This is a genomic window from Parendozoicomonas sp. 209JJ7-1 (assembly GCF_058147085.1).
Window position 1 is genome coordinate 71,510 of sequence record NZ_JBYVJU010000008.1, and the last position, 18,062, is coordinate 89,571.

Genomic DNA, 18,062 nt, shown 5'->3' on the forward strand with positions numbered 1-18,062 from the left:
ATATAAATAAAAGGCAGGAACAAAACCGAAACATAAGCGACAAAGGGCAAAAGGCGGGAGTTTGAAAAGTATAGATGCATTTATGAATGGCACTTTTCCACTTTTAACAAAGCCTCTACCGAATAATTATATTACCCGAAGTATGACTTCTAACGGACTCCGAAGAGGTGATCTACTGACTTATATGAGGGCAGAGAAAATCTCCGACATAATGGTCGCTGGATGCTTTGATGCTGGCTGTATCGCGAAAACAGCGGGAATCATACGACAGACTACTTGATGATGAATGGCTGGATCTGCTGAAAGAGTTCTGGGCTAAAAACCTTAAAATGGTTTCCAAAAAGCCCCTTAAATCCTGGTACGCCTGTTTCGAGTTTTAAGCCTGCAAAAATTCCCACGCGCTTTTCCAGAGATAAGCTACTTTTACTAACTCTGCTGAGACAGATACCTGTGTCTTTAGCTTTCGTATATCCACCCTGCCTGACATTCAGATGTAGAAGCCACCATGAAGATGAGTGATTACGCCACACTATCCAGGCTTACCCTGGCCATAGTCATGGCCTGCACCAGCAGTTCCAACTTGCTTGCTGGCTCCTGCAATCCGGCCGAAGCCTACGAAGATGCCGCGAACAAACTGAACGACGACACCCAGTCAGTCACCAATGTTGGCGAAGTAATCAAAAAGTCCGGCCCTCCCCAGGAGTGGGTGGAGATGCAGGAAACCCTGATTTCAGGGACACCTTCCGCTACAGAGACTGCGTTCAAGGTTGAGCAGGATCCCATCCTTGGGGATAGTGAGTTTCTGACAGGCTCCCAGATGAGCAAAATGATTGGTGAGGCTGGCTCAAGCGCAGAGCTTAAGCCTGTTATAGATGAAGCCAACCAGTCAATCAGGGATATGGGCCAGGATCTGTCCAATTTCAGGCGCTCCGGTTTACTTGATGCCACCAAGATTTCCTTTGACGATGAATACGCAGGACGTATAGGAGCCCTAACCGACGGAGCCTTTGGCTTGAGCGATATGCTGGAGGCAGCCGCAGGATTTGTAGGGTTTCTTATCCCGATAATCGCCAATGAAATTATCGCTAATATGACCACCGATGATACCCAGCCTCAGCTGCCCTACAAGATGAGCACACTGGATTACCTGAGATTCATGAACGGAATTATAGGGGGGCAGGCCGTTCTTGATGCCTTTGTACTCGACGAACTGGCAGGCTTAGTTACTTTGTTTGTTATTTCAATTATATCTGGCGGTATTGAGGCCGCTGAAGCCGCCCAAATGGGTGTCAAATCCCTGGGGCAATTCGGCATTATTCTCGACAATGTTATGCAGGGCCTGGTCGCCTTAGTTACGTTCGGAGTTACAAATCCATCGGCCAAAGTCCTGAACGGTGCTACTTCCCTTATCATGGCAACGGGTACAGCCCAGCACTTTGTCGATCAGCTCAATGATCAAAATGGTAACTTGCAGCGCTCAGTGCTTGCGTCCATCAAAGATCATTTCAAGCTCTTAGGGATGGACGATGATCCGCTGATTTGTCCACCATTCACCACAGTCGAAAAAACATCAGCCACCAATGGTACACGTCGCTGCCGGGTGGACCGGGTGCCCTACGGACAAATGCCCAATGTAGGGCTGTTCGATCATGTCACCGAATCCTATGGCATGCCCAATCTGTATACCTATGCCCTCGCGGGGAACAAGTGCCCAACAGGATTTACCTTTGACAGTGGCCACTGCTACGCCGATCCACCTATCAATATGACGGACCGGAACGGATTCATTGATAATGGCACCCTTTACGTCAGCGCCCTTCCGGAAGAATGCGAATACGGAACAACCTACGACACAGACACCCAGATGTGCGTTTTTGACGGCATTCCCAAAGGGAGTATGGACGGTAGAAGAGCATGGATAGGGCGACAGGGCAATGTACTGGCCTCAGGATCCAAGGATAATTGCCCCCCCAGTTTCGCGTGGGGTGGCGGAACCAGCTGTTGGGCCAACCAACCCGTAATTAACGGCTCGGGTCGCGGTGTTCATATCCATGACGGCAGACTTTACCTGAGTACCATTCACTCAAGAGGAATGTCCAGCAGAGTCCAGTCTCTCAGGGACCCCTATCTGTACAACAGCGATAAAACACCGAACTACGACTTCTATGGCAAGTTAGGCAAACTCAAGGGAGGAGATAAACTCGTTGCCGGCCTTGACCGGCTGCTTGATGCCGTAAAAGAAAATGTACCTCTGAGTTACATCAATCCTCAGCTGCTTGCTAAAACGGCCTACGAACTGCAATCATTTCAGTACCTGCTGGCATTCCAGACCGTCGCAGCCATGCGTATAGCGATTCTGAAACGGGAGCTGATGCTTCTTTCAGCGTCTGCAGAAATGTCCATGGATAAGTCACTGAATCTGGTATACCGGGGCATGGCAACCTGCTCAGATAATCTGTCAGATCCTTTTGGCTTCAAAACGGACGTGGATGCATTGTCACAACTGAATTACTGCCAGAAAGTCAATACCCAGAGGGATGTCCTGCATTTCACCAGCGAAAATGTAAGTCAGCAGGCAAAAAGCTATTTTGAACAGTACGGCAAACTTCGGGACTTGAAAGAAAAAGCCATTACCAAGGCTGTAGAAGACCTGAAGAAGATAAGGGGCCAGTTGCTGACCCAGTTCCAGAAAAAAGTCGATGCCCTGGCCCAGAAAAAAGACCCAATGGAAGCAGGCAAAGAACAATTGCCGAAAATGCTTACCAAAGCCGGAGCAGACACATTTAACAGTCTGATGAACAGCAATACCCTCTGCTTTGCCGGTGTGGACTCTGGTGATGCTAACTGCACAATCCATGCGACCTCCTATCTTACCGGTCAGGACGCAGAATACGGATATACGGTTTGTATGCCGATTTCATCCCGGGCGGACTTCAGAGCCAGCTGTTTCGGCAATGCTGGTGCTGCTCAGGGTTTTTACGAAAGCCTGGCAAAAAAAATTAACAACAGCATGCCTGACAATGACGAGGATCATGGTAAGTGCCAGAATATTTCCATCATATTCTCCGGAGACTGCGGCAAGAGCAATACCTTCAAGTATCCCTACACCCATGGCAAAGATCCCCTGTTTAACCCGTCCATAATGACAGATCCCAGAGTGGCAAAACTGAGAACGATTCTTCAATTCAATGACGGAAGTATTACTCCCCTGAACAATCTTGCGTACGCCATGGACAGACAAGCCTATATCGATCACCTGACCGGAACCCCTAACTCCAGCCCGATTTTCCCCAACCAGCACAATAGTTACTCCAGCAGCTGGCGTAACCGGTTATTTATGGATTTCAAGGGTGCCGGAGACCCCAGAAACATAAATTGTGTGGATGAAAAAGGCGTGCTCACCCTTACCGAGGATGCAGCTGTTCGGTTTGGCACAGCTGGGCAATACACATTTGCCATGCATAAAAAAGGAGAAAAAGTTAACTGCACGCGGGAGGCATTCGCCTTCAAAGATCCGGCACCGGGAAAAACAAAACAGTGTTGTCAGATCAACGGGGAAAACGCAATTTCGCTGGAACAATATGAATCTGAGCTGTTTTCAACAACACCCAGCTTTATGACGGCGCTGGATAACTACTTCCGCAAGGTATTCCCTGATATTCCCGGCTACCTTGCCCACAACAATCCGGATTTGATGGAATATATCTTCCTTCAGGCATCACAGGCTTACTGCCAGAACCAGAAAAAGCAGAAAAAAACCGGAGATTGCTATCGTCTTGTAGTGCCGGTTGCCCGTGCATTGCTTGATGATGTCACCGCACTGGATATATTACAGCTTGTGAAACAGGGAGAGAAAGGCTCCGAGACTGTTTTCAAAATTGCCAAGAATCGTTCTTCAAAACCTGACTTTGACAAACAATGTGCAGACCATTGCGCCTCAGAGCCAAAAGGTTTCCTAAGAAAAATCTGCTATGCCCTGTGCATGAAAAGAGAACCTGACGAATGGAGTAAAAAAATATATCTGAAAAATATCAAGGTACCCACATCAGGTCTGCCTTCAGGCTTCCAGGTCACCCTGACAAATGCCCAGGCATACGGGATGAAAACCAAGCCGGGTATTCTGTATACCTACAGGGTTATGGAGCAGGCTTATGTTGATTACGGTGGCTGGATGGGTAATCTGGACGATCTGGTCAAAGATATGCGTCCTGATACTACAAACCTGAATGATATTGAGACATTCCTGTCGTCTCTTGTTCAGGACAACCCTGACCTCTACACCCGGGCAAATACTATTCTCAATCATATTGCCAATACCAGCAGAAGCCCCGGCAAGTCATCAAAGCAGAAACCGCCACAGAGTGTTGTTAACACAGCAAATTTAAGAGCTGATGTGTTTAATGCCGCTCTTGATATTACGGTCTCCAAAGAAACGCTGGATAAACTGGTCAAAGGGAAAACCATCTCTGACGACAAATACAGCCTTCTGAAACAGGGCTGGAGCGTAACTGATAATCACGGTCCCTTGTCACCTTTGGCAGATAATACCGCCAACAGCCTGGTTGTTTTTGCTCCCCCGGTACCGGATCAGGGTGAACTGGTGTTCAGCAGGAAGTCTGACCCGGAATTCACTTACACCACTCCCAGTGGGGATGAGGATAAACCCGGGAAGAAGGAAACCATTATCTTCCATGACGGTATCAAGATTGCCATGGCTCTCAGCTGCATGGACAAGGATCACTATACAATGCTGAACAGCCAGTCCTCCAGCCTGTTTACCCTGCAGGTTGGCAGTGACAGCAAGCACATGTTCACCATCGACCTTGATCAACAGGGAACAGTGACAGCCACCAAACAGGGAGGAGAGCAGGAGACAACCAAAAAACTGTTCACTGCGGATAGCCTGCACTGCGCCAATGCCGGTAATATTCCAGGGACCCAGGAGCAGTTTGAAAGCCCGGATGAGCATAACCTGATCTATATTGAGTTTTACTTTGGAAAAACACCGGGTTATGTACCTCCAGCCAAAGGCAGCAAGCCTGATCCGAAGAACAAAATTTCACCCTATAGCTACAAGTTGAGCGTGAATGGCACCATGCTGGGTGGAAACCTTGTAGAAGCGGACTTTACCGGTGTAGACCTGAACACCTTCTCCCTGAAGACAAACTATCAGAACGCTCACGGATTTGGCTTATACAGCCCCAGCATGACCTACATGAAATATCCGGAGATAAAAGAGAGCGGTCCTAAGGTTACAGATGCTCAGGAGTAAGCCGTAACAGCCATAGGAGAAATGAGGCAGGCCACTATTGGCCTGCCTCAGAGTTACAAGGAGGCTCAGCTCAATTCTTGACGCGAAACTAATGTGTTAATGACACAAGATGACATGCTGTCGCTCTGCTGACTTCTGCAGCCAGAGTCTCTACCCGGCTGCTAACCTCAGAAGACCTTAAAGCAATGGAATGTCGTGGTCAGTGCCATGAAAAGCTCATTCAAATGGCTGCTCTGCCTCTTTCTCAGCGTTTCTACCTCTGTATTTTCTTCCCCGCTCTCTGACTCCCGTCAAGCAGACCTGCTGACTGAGCTTAAGCGCCAGGATAACCAGCACTGGCAAGACCGCATGAATATGTCTTTCCAGACTATGGGGGAGTGGTTCTCTGCCAGGGAAAAAGAGCAGATGCTCAGCGATGAACAGGGGCTCGCCCTTTACCAGCTGAAAGAAGAGCAGGTCACTGCGATTCATCACTTCCTGTCCACAGCCCTTGGATCTTTGGGCTACTTGCGCTTAAACAGCCTGATCCACCTGGGTCAGATCCAGCAGGAAATGCGGGTTCCAAATCAAACCATGCCTTTCCGTATTCGTATGGTTATGTCAGAGAAAATTAACCGGTTTATTCTTACAGGCCCTACCGCAGAGCTGGTCATATCACACAGAGATAATATCTGGACAACAGACACCTTCACCCTGCGACAATGGCCCGCCAGAATTCCACCGGCTCCGGAGCCGGACTTCAGCAAGCCCGATATTCATTACCCTTTTATTCGCTGGCGTGAATATGTGGGGGAATCTCCCCTTGGACAGACAGTCAGTCTGGCTACACGGGTTTTGCACAGCCTGTCAGAGGCAGAGAAACGTAAAGCCTGCATAGTGGAAACAGCCGAATCCCTCTGCTCTTTTGAAGAATGGCCTGAAGAAGTCCCCATAAATGTTTCCCTTGTAGAGTTAAGCGGTAAAGCTTCCTATCTTGCCAGCCAGCTAGCCCAAGAATTACAAAATCATCTAGTACATGACGGCAACAAAGAAGATAACCTCGCAGTGTCCTGGGGAGGTATACTACCTGCCAATACCATGCGAAACGACAATGTCGATATGCTATTCAATCTGAAAAACCAGAGCGGTATATGGCATGTCATAAAAACCAGCAGTATGCCGGAAAGTGGTTTTGCATGGCTTCCACCAGACACGCTTATCCTCAGTTTCCATTCCCATGAAAACAATGGGCAGTACAACCTGAAAAATGGATGGAAATCTGCTCCCACTTCAATGCAAGAGTCTCCTGCAGAAAAATATTTTTCCGAGCCTGCCCAGCAACAGCAGTCAACTATTGTTGACAGTGTAAAGCTGACTATGGCCGGGGGTTCCACAAATGATAGAGAGACAAAGGTTTCTCCAGATAAAAAAGACTCTGAACAAATCATCTGGCTGAAAAACCCCGCATTCCTTAACGGGATGAGTCTGGCGCTGGGATATATGCAAACACACACTGATTCAACACATCAGGTACAGCCTGTTGTCCAGGTTAAGAGAGAAGGACGCCCCCACAAAAATATCAAAGTCCTCTTTTCCATCCGAATGCAAGGCAGTGAAGACCTCTGGCTGAAAGACCTGCCGCTGAATTTTGACGAGGCATTCCAGGATTACCGTTCAAACCTCCGTATTCCAGAGAAACTGGCTGAACAGGAACTGACGTTTATATTCAGTGTCCATGAGCCTGGTACCCGCTACGAAGGTATTTATCAATATAAACTGACGCTGCCTTAGCCAGAGTAATAGCCAAGGACAGAACAGTCATCAAAACTTACTGAAAAATGCAGTGTTCCAAATTAAATGGCGACTCAAACGAGGACAAATTTAACTTTTTATCTCTGACACCCCCTATCCTGCCTATAGATGCCCACCCTACAAACAATGTCCCCAAGGGCTGTTCTCTCCAGGAAAAATGTCAGCTTTCGCCATAATTACTACACAATCCATCATTTTTTATCCCGGGAAAAACCATAATGCTGCGGTGTAATCGTTCTCACCAAACTCTCACCCAACAAAAAAGAGAACGATACACCTATGGATGCCTCTCAAATATCACATCGAACTTCGGAACCGGTTTCCCTGTTTGCGTTAGCACTGGTCTTTATTCTTGGCGTCCAGGTTTTTACCGCCAGTGCCGTTATTATTTCTGACGGAACTAACGTTACTTCCGCCGGAAAGACCTATACAACTCTGAATGAAATCGAAGGTGGCCAGTTGTTATTTCGTACCGGAGATTACGGCCAGTTCCAGCAATCGATACTTCAGAAAAGCCATGTTCAGATCTCCGTCAGCGGTATGCTGGCCCAGGTAAAACTGACCCAGACATTTACCAACAGTACACAACAATGGCAGGAAGGTATCTATGCCTTTCCCCTGCCTGATAACGCGGCTGTTTATCGTATGAAAATCACCATAGGCGAACGGGTTATTGAGGGGGAAATCAAAGAGAAGCAACAGGCCCGGAAAATCTATACAGAAGCCGCCAGTAGTGGCAAACGAGCCGCCCTGGTAGAACAGCAGCGTCCCAATATGTTTACAACCAGTGTCGCCAATATTGCCCCCGGCGATACAGTCATGGTAACCCTGAATTACCAGCAGAATATCAGCTATGACCAGGGCCGGTTCAACCTGCGCTTCCCCATGACCATCACGCCCCGTTATATTCCGGGAAAAGCCATATCAAAATCAGAGTTCGCAGAAGAAACCATCGTCTTTAGCCAGGACACAGGCTGGGGAACAGCAACGTATCAGGTACCCGATGCCGCCAGCATTACTCCTTTCTCCCTGCCCTCTGGCAGCACGCAGAAGATCAATAATCCTGTACAACTGGCTGTCAGCCTGAATCCGGGTATGCCTCTGGGAAAAATCACCAGCCCTTCTCACCAGATTGATATTGCCCGCAATTCCGGCTATTACCAGATCACCCTGGCCACACCCGAAGTCCCCATGGACCGGGATTTTATTCTCAGCTGGAGGCCGGAAGCCGCCCTGGCACCAAGAGCTGCCCTGTTCTCTGAAGCGGAATCCGAAGACAGCAACAGCCTTTTACTTATGCTTATGCCACCCCAGGAGCAGTCAGAGCAACAGTTTGAGGCGCTGCGTCCGTTACGGGAAATGATCTTTATTATCGATACTTCCGGCTCTATGGGAGGCACTTCAATTCGCCAGGCAAAACAGGCACTGGAAACAGTTGTCAGCCGCCTGTCGTCAAAAGACCGCTTTAATATTATTGAGTTTAACTCCAACCATCGAAACCTTTTCTTACAGCCAGTACAGGCTACCGATAATAACCGTCGGAAAGCTCTCGCATTTGTTTCCCAACTGCAGGCAACCGGTGGTACAGAAATGTCTTCAGCTATAGAAGAAGCCCTGATCCGACAGGGTGAAACCCCGAAAGGTTATCTGAAACAGGTCGTCTTTATTACCGATGGATCTGTGGGTAATGAACAGGCGCTATTTTCCCAGATTCAGCGACAACTTGGCCAAAGCCGTTTATTTACCGTAGGCATTGGCTCCGCTCCCAACAGCTGGTTTATGCGTAAAGCCGCAGAAACAGGCCGTGGCACCTTCAGCCATATCGGAAATCTTCAGGAGGTTGCCGAAAAGATGTCGGAGTTGTTCTATAAACTGGAATCCCCCTTGGTAACAGATATCCAGCTGCACTGGCCCAAAGATATACAAATAGACATGCTGCCCGAACAGGTTCCCGACCTCTATGCCGGAGAACCCATTATTATCAGCGCACGGCTACAGGGAAAATCAGGGGAAGGACAACTGCTGATTACCGGAAAAACCGGAACCCGATCCTGGCAACAGAATATCTCCCTTAACCAAAGCGGCCAAGACCAGGGAGTTGCCCGGCTCTGGGCCAGAAAGAAAATTGAACAGCTTGAAGACAGTAAAATCCACGGAGCCGACCCAGAGCAGGTTCGGGCACAGGTTCTGCCCCTGGCGCTAAAAAATAACCTTGTCTCTGACTACACCAGCTTTGTGGCTGTGGATAAAACCCCGGTTCGAGCTGTGGATAATTCACTGAAACAATCCGCTGTTCCCAACAATGCTCCCGCCGGGCAGTCTTCCCAGCCTTATGCCTGGCCTCAAACAGCTAATGGGACAACTTTGAATCTTATTCTCGGTTTACTCGCTCTTTTGGCTGCTCTGGTTATTGGCCGTAAAAATAGAATTATGGTGTCAGCGTGAACAGAAAAAAAATCCTGTCATCAATATTGTTTCTTTCCTGTCTTACAGTTGCCATATGGCAATTGGGACAGGCCGGTTATATATACGCCAAGGCGACACTGGCCCAATACCTGATTGCTGACTCCTGGACACAGACACTGAAAACAGGATTACCTATCAAACCCTGGTCATGGGCTGATACCTGGCCTGTGGCAAGATTGCAGGTGCCGGAGCTTGGCGTTGATCAGTATGTTCTGGCAGGCAGCTATGGCCAAAGCCTGGCCTTCGGGCCGGGCATGGTGACCGACGAATTATCAAAGACTGACCCAGAGACAAAAACTGTCGCTATCAGCGGGCATAACGATACCCACTTTCGCTTCCTGGCAAATATCCGACCGGGAGACAGGATTCAACTGCAAAACCGGGATGGCATATGGCGGCATTTCACAGTCTCACAGACTCAGGTTGCCGATACCAGAACCGGCCCTTTGCATATCCCCGCCGGAGGAGGGCTGGTTTTAATTACCTGTTATCCCTTTAACAGCCTGAATACCGGAGGGCCATTGCGATATATTGTCAGCCTGCGCCCGGCAGTGGAACTCTCACTATCAGCACTCTGACCGGTATCTTTTGCCTATCACCATGGACTTTCCGGCACTTGTGATAACAGGCCGGGCTGATCAATATGGGGTGCAATATCCAGACTGTAAACTGCCGTACCGGAAAGTCTGATCTATAACAACACCATTTATAATAACAAGAGCAGATTAACGGGTGAGACCGTGGAAAAAACAGATACCGGCTTTAAAAAGCTGCTGACCAAAGAGGATATACAGCCTTTCACCGGAAAATCCGATTTACGGGCCTGGTGGATGACAGGGTTTAACTGGGGGCTGGTCGCTCTGGCTTTTGCTCTTCCGGCCCTGTGGTTCAACCCGCTGACAGTTCTTCTCAGCCTGATTCTGCTGGCCAACCGCCAGCTTGGGCTGGGTATTCTTATGCACGAATGTTCCCATAACAGCTTCTTCAAAACCCGTAGCCTCAACAAATATGTGGGTGAATGGTTTTTTTCAGCTCCGCTTATGGCCAGCCTTGATGGTTATCGCAGTTACCATTTAAAACATCATCGGGATGCCGGTACCACAGAAGATCCGGATTACCCCAATTACAAAAACTACCCCGTTACCAAACAAAGCCTGTGGCGGAAAATTCGTCGGGACTTCACCGGCGAGATCGGCATAAAAACCTTTTATGCTGTGCTGCTGATGAGCACTGAGATGCGCGAATATGACATGGTCTATAAAGAGCGAACCACAGAGCGCCGACTGCCCCTGCTAACCATCCTGAAGAATATGGTGAAGAATCTGTATAAAGCGGTGGTTGTACACCTGCTGCTGTGGGGAGTTCTGTACCTCAGTGGTCACGGCTGGCTGTATTTGCTCTGGTGGGTGTCCTACTTTACCTTTTATATGTTTATCCTGCGCATCCGCAATGCCGCTGAACATGCCAACGTGCCCAATCTGCTCAGCCCAGACCCACGGCAACATGCCCGCACGACTTATGCCTGCTGGTGGGAACGTCTGACCTTCGCCCCCAACTTCGTGAACTTCCATATGGAGCACCACTGGCAGGCCGCTGTACCCTGCTACAACCTGAAATCCTTTCACTATCACCTGAAAAACAAGGGAGTGCTGGACGGCGTGGATATTGTGGATGGTTATATTGGCGTCATCCGACGTATGCTGGGATATAAATCCACACCCTCAGAAATTTGAAGAACAACGCTAAAGAACAGGAAAAACAGGAAGTCAGTATGAGTATTTATCATGCTGACTTTCTTATTATCTATCGTAATTGATTACAAAGCTTATGCTCCGGACAGCTTTCCATCTCCCCCTGCTCCCATCCCCTGGCAGAGAGACTCCACTGCCAGTCACCATCGGCAATATCATTGGTGGTAGCGTAATGATCGACCTGTTTAACTGAGGCGTATTTCTCAAGAAAGACTGATTCCTTCCTGCAGACTGCAACGCAGCCCGTGCTAACCGGTTATTTCTGTCTATCCTGTTGCTCCCAGAATTAAGAATAATTTTTTACTTATGACCGGTGATTCCAACAGACTCCCCCATATTGGCTGCCGTTTCCTGTGCCTGATTCTTCCGAGACAGCTTTTACTAAAGCTGTTCTTTCTGGGACTGCTTTTTACTGGTCAGCAGTGCCACGCAGGAGACCCGCCTCCACAGTATCTCTGCCCCTTGTGCCAGGGAGTTCTGGAGTACCCTTTTAAAGCCCGGCCCTGTGGCCACAGCTTCGATCCCTACTGTGCAGAGAACCTTCTTGGCATACCCTGTCCCGCAGAGGGCTGCGGTCAGACAATCACCGCCATGACAGAAGATTCTCAGCTCAGGGAGAAGGTTCTACACTGGAAAAAACAAAACACGGACCTTTTGAGTGAGATTATTAATACCAGTCCTCCCCCATGTATACGCTGTGGAAAACCCAATGGGGATCTGATAGTCACGAACGCGGGAATCGCACACAGAGAATGCTCAGAGGAAACGTCTGCACCCAACTCACCTGAACAGGTTTTACGGATATCAGAAGAGGAATCCATAGCTCCGGGACAGCCTAACGCCGGGCCTTCAGAAAAAGTGGAGTCATCGTCGGAAAAGATCCTTAGAGAAGCTCTCGCAGATTTTCTCTCTTCTGCTCAGCTACAGGATGCCTTTGAACAACTCTCCCTGCAGAGTCCCGCTCCATCTGTTATTGGTGACCATATAGAAGCCGTCCCGAATATTCTGGGAGTACGTTTCGCCGAGCCGAAAGAACTCGAAGGTGTACGTCCCTCCCAGGGTATGAGTTCTTCAGGAATTACCGGTTTAGTGGAATGGCTGTTCAGCAAACAGAAACAACCCTATGGCTATATCTTCCAGGGAATTCAGGATTTTCTCTATAATTTCCCAGAACAACTGAATCGTAGCCTTACATCTCTGCCCACCTCCAAATACCTTATTATTCTGCTAATTAATAAAAGCCTAAGACGCCCTTTCGCCCAATTAATGGCATTAAGCAGAGGACCAGAAAAAACAGGTGGTAAGCTCTATCTTCTCACCACACATGTAAAGCAAGATCATGCCGACAATCATCTGATCGCCTACACAACGCAGGATACACACAACCTGGCATCTTTCACCCAGTTTATGGTGTCGCAACATACCCCTTCCCAAATTCTGCTGCTGAATTTCACCGAAGATGGTGCACCCATTGAAGTTGATTCTTACATCGCTCAGGAGACCATTTACAACTTTCATCCAACACCTGCCCATGAAAGCCTTTCAAATCTGGTTATTGGCTCGATTGCACCGTCACTTGAAGTTTTTGTTCGACGCCCCGAAGGTGAGGCATATACCCTGACCAATCTTTTTGAGTCCAAACCTGGCAGAGTTATTGATGCTGTCGATCTGGAAAGAGCTTTTGTAGGACAGGGACTTACAAAACAGGGAACACGGATTTTTACTCCCGACGCAGATACCAGAATTCTGATGGATCAGGAAGATGAACTGTATAAGGTTTATGCTGCCCAGCAACAAAATGAAGCTATGGATTATTTATTTACCCAACTGCAGGACAGTATTCTGGGCATTGCCCGTATTCAAGCCGTACGGAAAGATAACAGCACCGATTTCTATTACCTGATTTATGAGAACGGCTATTACTTTTTCATAGATGTAGAAGGTATTTACACAACCGTGAAAATTGACGAAGAGCAAATGGGCAACGTGATCCTTAATTCAGACAATCCAGAAAAATTAAAGCAATTTTTCAAAGTGCTGCTGATGGGAAGGAGTTGTCATACAGTCAAAATCACGCCTTATCTCTATAAAGCGACATAAAGCAATACAGCTTTATCATCGACTCAGTACAATCAGGCAGACAATCAGGCAGAAAAGGTATGCAGCTGCTGTACGGCCTTAGCCCAGGAACCATTCATGGCTTCCGGCATAACCCGCGCGGATTCATCAATGGCTTCACGAATCTTTCGGCCATCTTCAAGGGAAGGCTTGTTGAGCACATAGCCAACCACCTTGCTGCTGTCACCGGGATGACCGATGCCAATACGCAGACGATAGAAATTTTTATTATTGCCAAGACTGCTGATAATATCTCGCAGGCCGTTATGGCCACCATGACCACCACCCAGCTTTAAACGGGCAGTCCCCACCGGAATATCCAGTTCATCATGGGCCACAAGTATTTGCTTAGGAGAGATGCGGTAAAAATTGGCCATAGCAGCCACCGCCAGACCACTGCCATTCATAAATGTGGTCGGAAAGAGCAGACGGATATCCCTGCCCTGCAGAGATATCCGTGCTGTCAGCCCGTGGAATTTCTTCTCAGGCTGAAGAGTAGCACCGGCGGAGCGAGCCAGCTCTTCAATAAACCAGACGCCGGCATTATGGCGGGTATCGTCATATTCACGACCGGGATTCCCCAGCCCTACGACCAGTTCTATGGGAGCGTCAGCTGCCTTAGTCACAAATACCCTGCCTGTTTACCGGTTGTCCAACTTATTCTTCGCCTTCGGCTTCTTCGCTTTCTTCGCCTTCAGCTGCTTCACCACCGCGAGGAGCGTTAATGCTCACTACGGGCAGATCGTGATCCGCGCCATGGGTCAGCTGAGTCAGAGTTACGCCAGCCGGTATGGTCAAGTCGGACAGGTGCAGGGAGGCACCCAGTTCAACAGCAGCCATATTAACTTCGATGAACTCAGGCAGATCTGCGGGGAGGCAGCGTACTTCCACTTCCTGCAGGTTGTGAGCAACAGCACCACCTGCCTTAACCCCAATAGAGGTTTCTTCGTTGATAAAGTGCAGAGGAACAGTAGTGGTGACTTCATGAGTAGCGTCTACACGCAGGAAGTCCATGTGCATGGCGTCGCCACGGGCAGGATGACGCTGTATATCTTTCAGCAGAGCCTGTTGAGTCTTGCCATCAACAGATACAGTGATGATGGAGGAATAAAAAGCTTCAGCTTCCAGAGCCTTACGTACAGCCTTACCTTCCAGGGTTATCTGGACAGGAGCGGCTTCACCGCCGTAAATGATAGCCGGTACCAGATCAGCGTGGCGCAGGCGGCGGCTCGCACCTTTCCCTACATCCTTACGCTCTACAGCGTTCAGAGTAAATTCGGACATGACAGTCTCCAGTTAAGAACTCGGCGGATTTGCGACCAATCCACCCAAAAAGCAAGCGGCGTATAATAACGGCACCACAGCCATTTGCCAAATGATTCCGGAGGTTTTTTACCCTTAGAACGACACCAGATATCCCTATTTACCAGTAACAGCATTCACCACTACAGCATCCACCAGAGCAGCCCCTGGCAGGTTTTCCTGTTACACAAGGCAGGCAGCCGGATGAATTCTCAGTAGTTGCAATTCCCATCATAATTACAAACCGGCCAGGGAGCATCATTATTATCGACACAACGCAACTTGCTGTTGAACAGTGTTGTATAGCATCTTGAGCAGTGCCCATGCTGGTCACAGCAGGCGGAACCCTCATGCTTATCCGAACCACACTCCGGCTCGTCTCCCCTGACCGATGATCCAAAAAGTAAGATGAATGAGGAAAAGCACAGCCCAAAGGTGCTGAGCCTGATGCTCTTTACCATATTCGCCATAACCGACTCCTGACTGATGATAACTGCACACCCCTTATATATAGTCATTACATCAGGGTTCAACAAAGTTCTCAGGGGCGTCCTCAGGAGCTATTGACAGGGTTCTGGTTTTACAGAGGCTTGCCCCCGAAGAACCCGGAATACCGGTTCAGGCCAATCGGCCCTTGCACCCTCGCGATAATTGAAACTCATCACCTTACCGGTACCCTCCGCGACCACCCGGTTCTGGCTTTCACTGACTACGGTGTAGCGCTGGACACAACTATTCTGGGTCAGTTCCTCCACTCGAATTCCGACATACACGGTATCTGGAAAAGTTAACGGTGCTTTAAACCGACAGCTGGTTTCGGCAAGAATGGGGCCAACCCCACCCTTATTCATATGCTTCATCAGGTTTAGCTGTTCAAGATGCTGGATGCGGGCATTTTCAAAGTAGCGGAAATAAATGGTGTTATTGACGTGGTTAAAGGCATCCATCTCGCCCCAGGTTACCTTATGGGTATAAACACAGACATTGTCCTGTAACAACGCATGCATGATCGACTCCCGAAAGTGGAAAAATGGTCTAATAACCTTATCCCGGCTCCCACTGCAGCACACTTGCCAAAACTATCATCCTGACCTGCATACTGTGCCCTCACACCCAAAACAGGCGCGAGGGCCGACAGCCCTGTCTTACAGATCAAAACGATCCAGGTTCATCACTTTGGTCCAGGCGGATACAAAATCACGGATAAACTTCTCCTTCCCGTCATCACAGGCATAAACCTCTGTCAGCGCCCGCAGTTGTGAGTTGGAACCAAAGACCAGATCTACCCGTGTCGCTGTCCACTTCCGCTCTCCAGTTGAACGATTCACTCCTTCAAACAGCTTCCGATCCTCAGACATGGGTTTCCATTCAGTTTCCATATCAGTGAGGTTTACAAAGAAGTCATTTGTCAGGGTTCCCGGCTGGTCAGTCAGAACCCCATGACCGGTTCCACCATGGTTTGCTCCCAACACCCTCATACCACCAACAAGAACCGTCATTTCCGGCGCTGTAAGAGTGAGCAGCTGGGCTTTATCCAGTAACAGTTTTTCAGAAGAATCAGTGCAAGCGGCCTTCTTATAGTTCCGGAATCCATCGGCAATAGGTTCAAGAACCCAGAATGAATTCACATCTGTCTGCTCTTCAAGAGCGTCAACCCGGCCAGGAGTAAACGGTACCTCGATATTCATACCGGTATTTTCAGCTGCCTGTTCAATCGCGGCGCAGCCACCCAGGACGATCAGGTCTGCCAGAGAAACAGACTTGCCAGATCGGGCTGAGTTATAGGTTTTCTGGATTCCCTGATAAATCTCAAGCACTTTCTGCAGCTGCTTCGGCTGGTTGGCTTCCCAGTGTTTCTGAGGCTCCATGGCGATACGGGCACCGTTAGCGCCGCCACGATAATCCGAACCACGGAAAGTCGAGGCTGAAGACCAGGCTGTATAAACCAGTTCGGTAACGCTTAAGTCTGAATCCAGTATCTGCTGTTTTAGGGTAGCGTTATCTTCGCTGTCCACAAGTTCATAGTCACGCTGGGGTAACGGGTCCTGCCAGATCAGGTCTTCCTGTGGCACTTCAGACCCCAGATAACGGGATTTCGGCCCCATATCCCGGTGGGTCAGCTTGAACCAGGCACGGGCAAAGGCATCAGCGAACAGCTCCGGATTTTTATGGAAGCGTTTGGATATTTCCCCGTAAATCGGATCCATGCGCATGGCCATATCCGCAGTGGTCATGATAGTGGTTACACATTTGGAAGCATCATGGGCCTGCGGTGCCATATGGTCCTCGGTGACACCCACGGGAATCCACTGCCAGGCACCGGCGGGACTTTTCACCAGATCCCAGTCATATCCAAACAGCAGATCGAAATAGCTGTTATCCCAGCGAATGGGGTTTGGTGTCCAGGCACCTTCAATACCACTGGTAATCGTATCATCCCCCTTGCCGCAGCCATGGCTGTTTTTCCAGCCGAAGCCCATTTCCTCAAGAGGAGCAGCTTCTGGCTCCGGACCGACCAGGTTCGGGTCGCCTGCACCATGGGCTTTACCGAAGGTGTGGCCTCCGGCGGTGAGGGCAACGGTTTCCTCATCGTTCATACCCATGCGGGCAAAGGTTTCCCGAATATCCCGACCTGAAGCCAGTATGCTGGGCTCACCATTGGGGCCTTCCGGATTTACATAAATCAGCCCCATCTGAACCGCCGCCAGAGGATTCTCCAGCTCACCTTTGTCTGAATAGCGCTTCTCACCGAGCCATTCGCTCTCCGTGCCCCAGTACACATCTTCTTCCGGTGCCCAGATATCTTCACGGCCACCTCCAAAACCAAAAGTCTTCAGACCCATAGACTCGATGGCAACATGACCGGCAAGAATAAACAGATCTGCCCAGGACAGGTTCTTGCCGTACTTTTTCTTGACCGGCCAGAGCAACCGCCGGGCTTTATCCAGGTTACCGTTATCCGGCCAGCTGTTCAGGGGAGCAAAGCGCTGGTTACCACTGTTGGCACCGCCACGACCGTCGGCAGTACGGTAGGTTCCCGCGGCATGCCAGGTCATACGAATCATAAAAGGTCCGTAGTGCCCGTAATCCGCAGGCCACCATTCTTTGGAGTCTGTCAGTACAGTTTTAATAGATTCTTTAACTTCGCTCAAATCGAGCTTTTGAAAAGCGTCTGCATAATCAAAATCCTCACCCAGAGGATTCTCTTTGCGATCATTCTGGTGCAGGATTTGCAAATTTAACTGGTTGGGCCACCACTCCCTGTTTTGTGTGCCTCTACTAACCTGTCGTGTATTACCTCCATGCATAACAGGGCACTGATCCGTTTTTCCTCTTTCACTTTGCATATCGACCTCCGGTTA

Annotated in this window: 11 protein-coding genes; 7 read left to right on the forward strand and 4 right to left on the reverse strand. The window is 49.2% G+C overall.

Annotated elements, in window-relative coordinates; genetic code table 11:
* The first annotated feature begins 230 nt into the window (after nt 1-230).
* The 7 genes from ACY2RQ_RS09745 to ACY2RQ_RS09775 all read left to right on the forward strand — a co-directional run bounded on the left by ACY2RQ_RS09745 (nt 231) and on the right by ACY2RQ_RS09775 (nt 13,380).
* The gene (locus ACY2RQ_RS09745) at nt 231-380 is read left to right on the forward strand and encodes a hypothetical protein (protein WP_490112777.1); all 150 of its coding nucleotides are present in this window, start codon (nt 231-233) and stop codon (nt 378-380) included.
* Between the two features lie 125 nt (nt 381-505).
* Nucleotides 506-5,272, forward strand: a complete 4,767-nt coding sequence (locus tag ACY2RQ_RS09750; RefSeq protein ID WP_490112778.1) for a hypothetical protein — start codon at nt 506-508, stop codon at nt 5,270-5,272.
* Nucleotides 5,273-5,479: 207 nt separating this feature from the next.
* Entirely contained in the window at nt 5,480-7,042 is a 1,563-nt protein-coding gene (locus ACY2RQ_RS09755) for a hypothetical protein (protein WP_490112779.1), read from the forward strand.
* 300 nt (nt 7,043-7,342) lie between these two features.
* Nucleotides 7,343-9,508, forward strand: a complete 2,166-nt coding sequence (locus ACY2RQ_RS09760; RefSeq protein WP_490112780.1) for a marine proteobacterial sortase target protein — start codon at nt 7,343-7,345, stop codon at nt 9,506-9,508.
* Entirely contained in the window at nt 9,505-10,107 is a 603-nt protein-coding gene (locus ACY2RQ_RS09765) for a class GN sortase (RefSeq protein ID WP_490112781.1), read from the forward strand. Before ACY2RQ_RS09760 ends, ACY2RQ_RS09765 begins: the two co-directional genes overlap by 4 nt.
* A 162-nt stretch (nt 10,108-10,269) precedes the next feature.
* Nucleotides 10,270-11,262 carry a fatty acid desaturase family protein gene (locus ACY2RQ_RS09770; RefSeq protein WP_490112782.1) on the forward strand — a complete coding sequence of 331 codons (993 nt, stop codon included), beginning with the start codon at nt 10,270-10,272 and terminating at the stop codon, nt 11,260-11,262.
* A 1,107-nt stretch (nt 11,263-12,369) separates the two neighbouring features.
* Nucleotides 12,370-13,380 carry a hypothetical protein gene (locus tag ACY2RQ_RS09775; protein WP_490112783.1) on the forward strand — a complete coding sequence of 337 codons (1,011 nt, stop codon included), beginning with the start codon at nt 12,370-12,372 and terminating at the stop codon, nt 13,378-13,380.
* A gap of 44 nt (nt 13,381-13,424) precedes the next feature.
* Here the strand turns inward: ACY2RQ_RS09775 and pth are convergent, their stop codons facing one another.
* The 4 genes from pth to katG all read right to left on the reverse strand — a co-directional run bounded on the left by pth (nt 13,425) and on the right by katG (nt 18,047).
* Complete coding sequence (gene pth, locus ACY2RQ_RS09780) at nt 13,425-14,024, reverse strand: aminoacyl-tRNA hydrolase (RefSeq protein WP_490112784.1); 600 nt, start codon at nt 14,022-14,024, stop codon at nt 13,425-13,427.
* A gap of 31 nt (nt 14,025-14,055) precedes the next feature.
* A complete protein-coding gene (locus tag ACY2RQ_RS09785; protein ID WP_490112785.1) occupies nt 14,056-14,682 on the reverse strand; it encodes a 50S ribosomal protein L25/general stress protein Ctc in 627 nt (208 codons plus the stop codon).
* A 578-nt stretch (nt 14,683-15,260) separates the two neighbouring features.
* Nucleotides 15,261-15,707: an acyl-CoA thioesterase gene (locus tag ACY2RQ_RS09790; protein ID WP_490112786.1), complete on the reverse strand. Its 447-nt coding sequence runs from the start codon at nt 15,705-15,707 to the stop codon at nt 15,261-15,263.
* A gap of 138 nt (nt 15,708-15,845) precedes the next feature.
* The gene (katG, locus tag ACY2RQ_RS09795; protein WP_490112787.1) at nt 15,846-18,047 is read right to left on the reverse strand and encodes a catalase/peroxidase HPI; all 2,202 of its coding nucleotides are present in this window, start codon (nt 18,045-18,047) and stop codon (nt 15,846-15,848) included.
* Between the last annotated feature and the right edge of the window lie 15 nt (nt 18,048-18,062).

What these genes read in the sequence shown, in the direction of transcription:
- ACY2RQ_RS09745 (WP_490112777.1), top strand. Translation starts at nt 231, where the DNA reads ATGCTGGCTGTATCGCGAAAACAGCGGGAATCATACGACAGACTACTT.
- ACY2RQ_RS09750 (WP_490112778.1), top strand. Translation starts at nt 506, where the DNA reads ATGAAGATGAGTGATTACGCCACACTATCCAGGCTTACCCTGGCCATA.
- ACY2RQ_RS09755 (WP_490112779.1), top strand. Translation starts at nt 5,480, where the DNA reads ATGAAAAGCTCATTCAAATGGCTGCTCTGCCTCTTTCTCAGCGTTTCT.
- ACY2RQ_RS09760 (WP_490112780.1), top strand. Translation starts at nt 7,343, where the DNA reads ATGGATGCCTCTCAAATATCACATCGAACTTCGGAACCGGTTTCCCTG.
- ACY2RQ_RS09785 (WP_490112785.1), bottom strand. Translation starts at nt 14,682, where the DNA reads ATGTCCGAATTTACTCTGAACGCTGTAGAGCGTAAGGATGTAGGGAAA.
- ACY2RQ_RS09790 (WP_490112786.1), bottom strand. Translation starts at nt 15,707, where the DNA reads ATGCATGCGTTGTTACAGGACAATGTCTGTGTTTATACCCATAAGGTA.
- katG (WP_490112787.1), bottom strand. Translation starts at nt 18,047, where the DNA reads ATGCAAAGTGAAAGAGGAAAAACGGATCAGTGCCCTGTTATGCATGGA.